Source organism: Streptomyces sp. YGL11-2, assembly GCF_050054615.1.
GTDB lineage: Bacteria > Actinomycetota > Actinomycetes > Streptomycetales > Streptomycetaceae > Streptomyces.
Genome location: NZ_JBNHIN010000005.1, coordinates 1 through 3,230, shown reverse-complemented (window position 1 = coordinate 3,230; position 3,230 = coordinate 1). Strand labels below are relative to the sequence as shown.

At 66.9% G+C, this 3,230-nt stretch carries 3 protein-coding genes and 1 other RNA gene; 2 read left to right on the top strand and 2 right to left on the bottom strand.

All coding sequences use genetic code 11. The features are described 5' to 3' along the window. Positions 1 to 672 (bottom strand): MerR family transcriptional regulator (locus ACO1BR_RS07715; RefSeq protein ID WP_426794274.1); only part of this gene is annotated, 672 nt, incomplete at its 3' end. A gap of 144 nt (positions 673 to 816) precedes the next feature. Here ACO1BR_RS07715 and rnpB point away from each other — a divergent pair. Next, positions 817 to 1,217, top strand: an RNA gene (gene rnpB / locus ACO1BR_RS07710) — RNase P RNA component class A. Positions 1,218 to 1,448: 231 nt separating this feature from the next. Here the strand turns inward: rnpB and ACO1BR_RS07705 are convergent. Beyond that, a complete protein-coding gene (locus ACO1BR_RS07705) occupies positions 1,449 to 2,624 on the bottom strand; it encodes a YDG/SRA domain-containing protein (protein WP_426794273.1) in 1,176 nt (391 codons plus the stop codon). 89 nt (positions 2,625 to 2,713) lie between these two features. On the opposite strand from ACO1BR_RS07705, the gene ACO1BR_RS07700 reads away from it, so the two are divergent. Beyond that, positions 2,714 to 3,230 (top strand): IS701 family transposase (locus tag ACO1BR_RS07700; protein ID WP_426794272.1); only part of this gene is annotated, 517 nt, incomplete at its 3' end.

Below are 3,230 nucleotides of genomic sequence, written 5' to 3'. Positions count from 1 at the left end.
GCCTCCCCCCCCCACGGCCCCTTCGGGCACGCTCTCCACCACCGCCCGCGCGGCCTCCGCCACCCGCGGATCGTCCACCGCCGCCCCCGCCAGCGCGTCCAGCAGCCCGTACGCCGCATAGGCGCGCTCCATCGACCCCGGCGCCGCGAACATCTCCCGCACCGCCGCCGCCAGCGCCCCCTGCGCCCGGCCGTCGCCCGAAGCGTCCAACAGGACCAGCAGCTCCCGCTCCCGTGCCGCCATCGCCGGCTCCGGCCCCGGCAGCGCCGCCGACGCCCGCGCCATCTCCGCGAACAACTCGGCCAGTTGCTCCGACACCGGTCCCTCCTCCGGTAACCCGCCCACTTCCTCCGCCCGCCGCAGCAGCCCGGCCAGCCGCGCCCGCCGCTCCCGGATCGCCGCCTCCTGCCGCGCCAGATCCCCGTCCAGCTCGGCCAGCACGTCCCGCAGCTCCCGCCCCGCGTCATCGGCCAGGACGTCCCTGACCTCTTCCAGCCCGATGCCCAGCTCCGTCAGCCGCCGCACCCGCGCCAGCGCCACCGCGTCCCGCAGCCCGTACTCCCGGTACCCGTTGGCCAGCCGCTCCGGCTCCGGCAGCAGCCCGACGTGGTGGTAATGCCGCACGGTCCGCGTACTGACCCCCGCCAGCGCAGCAAGCTCCCCGATCCTCATCCCGCTTCCCCGCCCCTTCATCCCGCTTCCCCCACCCCCATCCCCATCCCACTTCCTCCATCCCCATACCGCCATGAAAAACGTTGACGCCGCGGCAAGGTCAAGCCCCCGCGGCCCGCCAGGTAGCATGGTCACCACGGCGGACGAGCCGGCCGGGCGGCCGCGTGGGGATCCCGTATCCCCCCGAGGAACGTCCGGGCTCCACAGGGCAGGGTGGTGGGTAACGCCCACCCGGGGTGACCCGCGGGACAGTGCCACAGAAAGCAGACCGCCGGGGACCTCGGTCCTCGGTAAGGGTGAAACGGTGGTGTAAGAGACCACCAGCCTCCGAGGTGACTCGGAGGGCTAGGTAAACCCCACCCGGAGCAAGGTCAAGAGGGGGCATCGGAAGATGCCCCTGCGCGGACGTACGAGGGCTGCCCGCCCGAGTCCGCGGGTAGACCGCACGAGGCTGCCGGCAACGGCAGCCCTAGATGGATGGCCGCCTCCCGGCCGACCGCAAGGTCGCCCGGAGACAGAACCCGGCGTACAGGCCGACTCGTCCGCTTTCTCCGCCTCTGCCCGGGGGAACGTCTTGGGCGGGGCCTTCGCGAGGGCTTGAGAGCCTGAGGGCTGCTGGGCTTCCCTCGCTGACCTGCGGGTCTCCGGGAGTGCCGGAGCGGATGTGCACTGGGGGCGCACTCGGGCGAGCGGCGGAGACCTTGACGCGGAACCTGCCGCCAGCCCTGGGCCGCAGGTTCGAGCCCTCGACAGGATCCGAACCTGCGGCGCCGGCTTTAGGAGTTCGAGTTCGATCCCGTGCCCGCTGTCAGATTGTGCAGCGCTGTTTCCGTGGCATCGGTCTGTGCGCTGGAGCCCATCGACATGCGCTGGCGTCCCGCCTCGACGGCGTCGCGTGTGGGTGTCCGGACCGCTGCGTCACTCCACCGGTTGCGATGCTGCCTCACACACTCCGGGTCGATGACATGCCGAGGGTGCGTATTCAACATTCCTACCTCTTCGCCGGCTCGGATGACGCTGAGGTCTTCGCCAAGGACGATGGCGCCGGAATCCAGCATCACGTGACAGTTCGGGCAGAGGCATAGCGCATTTCCAGTTACGTCCGGACCGTTGTGCGGACTTTCCAGCGCTCGAATGTATGCACCTTCACTGTAGCTTCCGCCAGGCACTTCGATACGCACGCTGCAGAGCTGGCAGCGGTTATCATGCCATTCTCTCACCTGGCGATGCACAGAACTGCTCCGTACGATTCGCTGCACAGCAGTGGGCACTTGTTGGGGCTTGTCGGCAGCTGATTTTTTCCGCGCGCTCGCGCGCTCAATTTCAGACTCTGCGAAATCCCCAAGTCTGTCCTGATGTTGCATTTTTGGTAGCGGAGTACCCTCGCACGCTTCTAGTCGAAACTGCCATATCAAGAAGCCATCGAGACTGGTCTTACTGCCGTAGCTAGTCACACGGTAGAGGCCGTCGTACCGGTAGCCTTTGCTGGGGGCATAGGGCGACCCGCTCTGCCGGCCACGGATAACGCGGACAGGGAGTCCTTCGAGGCAACTGGTCACCAGAGCTGCGTTTCCGGAGTCGTCCAGGGATTGGTCGCTGATTTGGTTGCCGGCCTGATCTTGTCCACCATGGCCGGTATAGACGATGACGTCGCCTTGGTCCTCGTCGTCTTTGTAGCCGCCGGAGATGACAATGGACTCTGCGCCAGTCTTCCTGGTTCCACAGATGCCCGCTTGAAGCGGTCGATGCACCCCCGCGTCGTGTGCCTGGCGCCGCGTGCTAAATCGGTGGCCGGGCTGAATGTTGGACACTTCACCAATGGAGCGGGCAGCGACGGTTCGGCGGCGTTTGGTAAGTATGAGGTTTCCGGCGGCATTGATTGCGCGACGCTGAGGTCGAGGCAGCCCGCGGGAAATGAGGGACAGCTCCACCTCTCGGAAGACTTCATCCAAGGTGAGTGATTCTTCGCCCTGCAGTGCCCCTAGTAGTACTTCGTTAACTTGATTTGATCGTGCGGTGCTGGGTCGGGCATGGTGGTCCGGTGGACTTGGGGGAACTCGAGGAACTTCGTGGCCAGTTGGCGGCGTTCGTGGCCGAGGTGTTTGTTTCGGTGCGGCGAAAGGACACGCGTGGGTGGGGAGAGTGCTACCTGCGTGGGTTGATGCTGGATGGTCGCCGCAAGTCGATCCAGCCGATGGCTGAGCGGCTGCCGGGTGGCGATATGCAGGCCCTGCAGCAGTTCGTGAACCAATCGCCGTGGGACCACACCGCGGTGTTGCGGGCGGTGGCTCTCAAGACGGTGCCGGTGGTCGATCCGATGGTGTGGGTGATCGATGACGTGTCGTTCCCCAAGGACGGGAAGATGTCGGTGGGGGTGGCCCGCCAGTGGTGCGGGGCGCTGGGCAAGCAGTCCAACTGCCAGGTCGCAGTCAGTTTGCACGCCGCCTCCGATACCGCCTCGGTGCCGATCTCGTGGCGACTGTTCGTGCCCGAGGAATGGGATCAGGATGGCGAACGCCGAGCGAAGACCGGCATGCCGGACGAGGTCGGGCACCGGG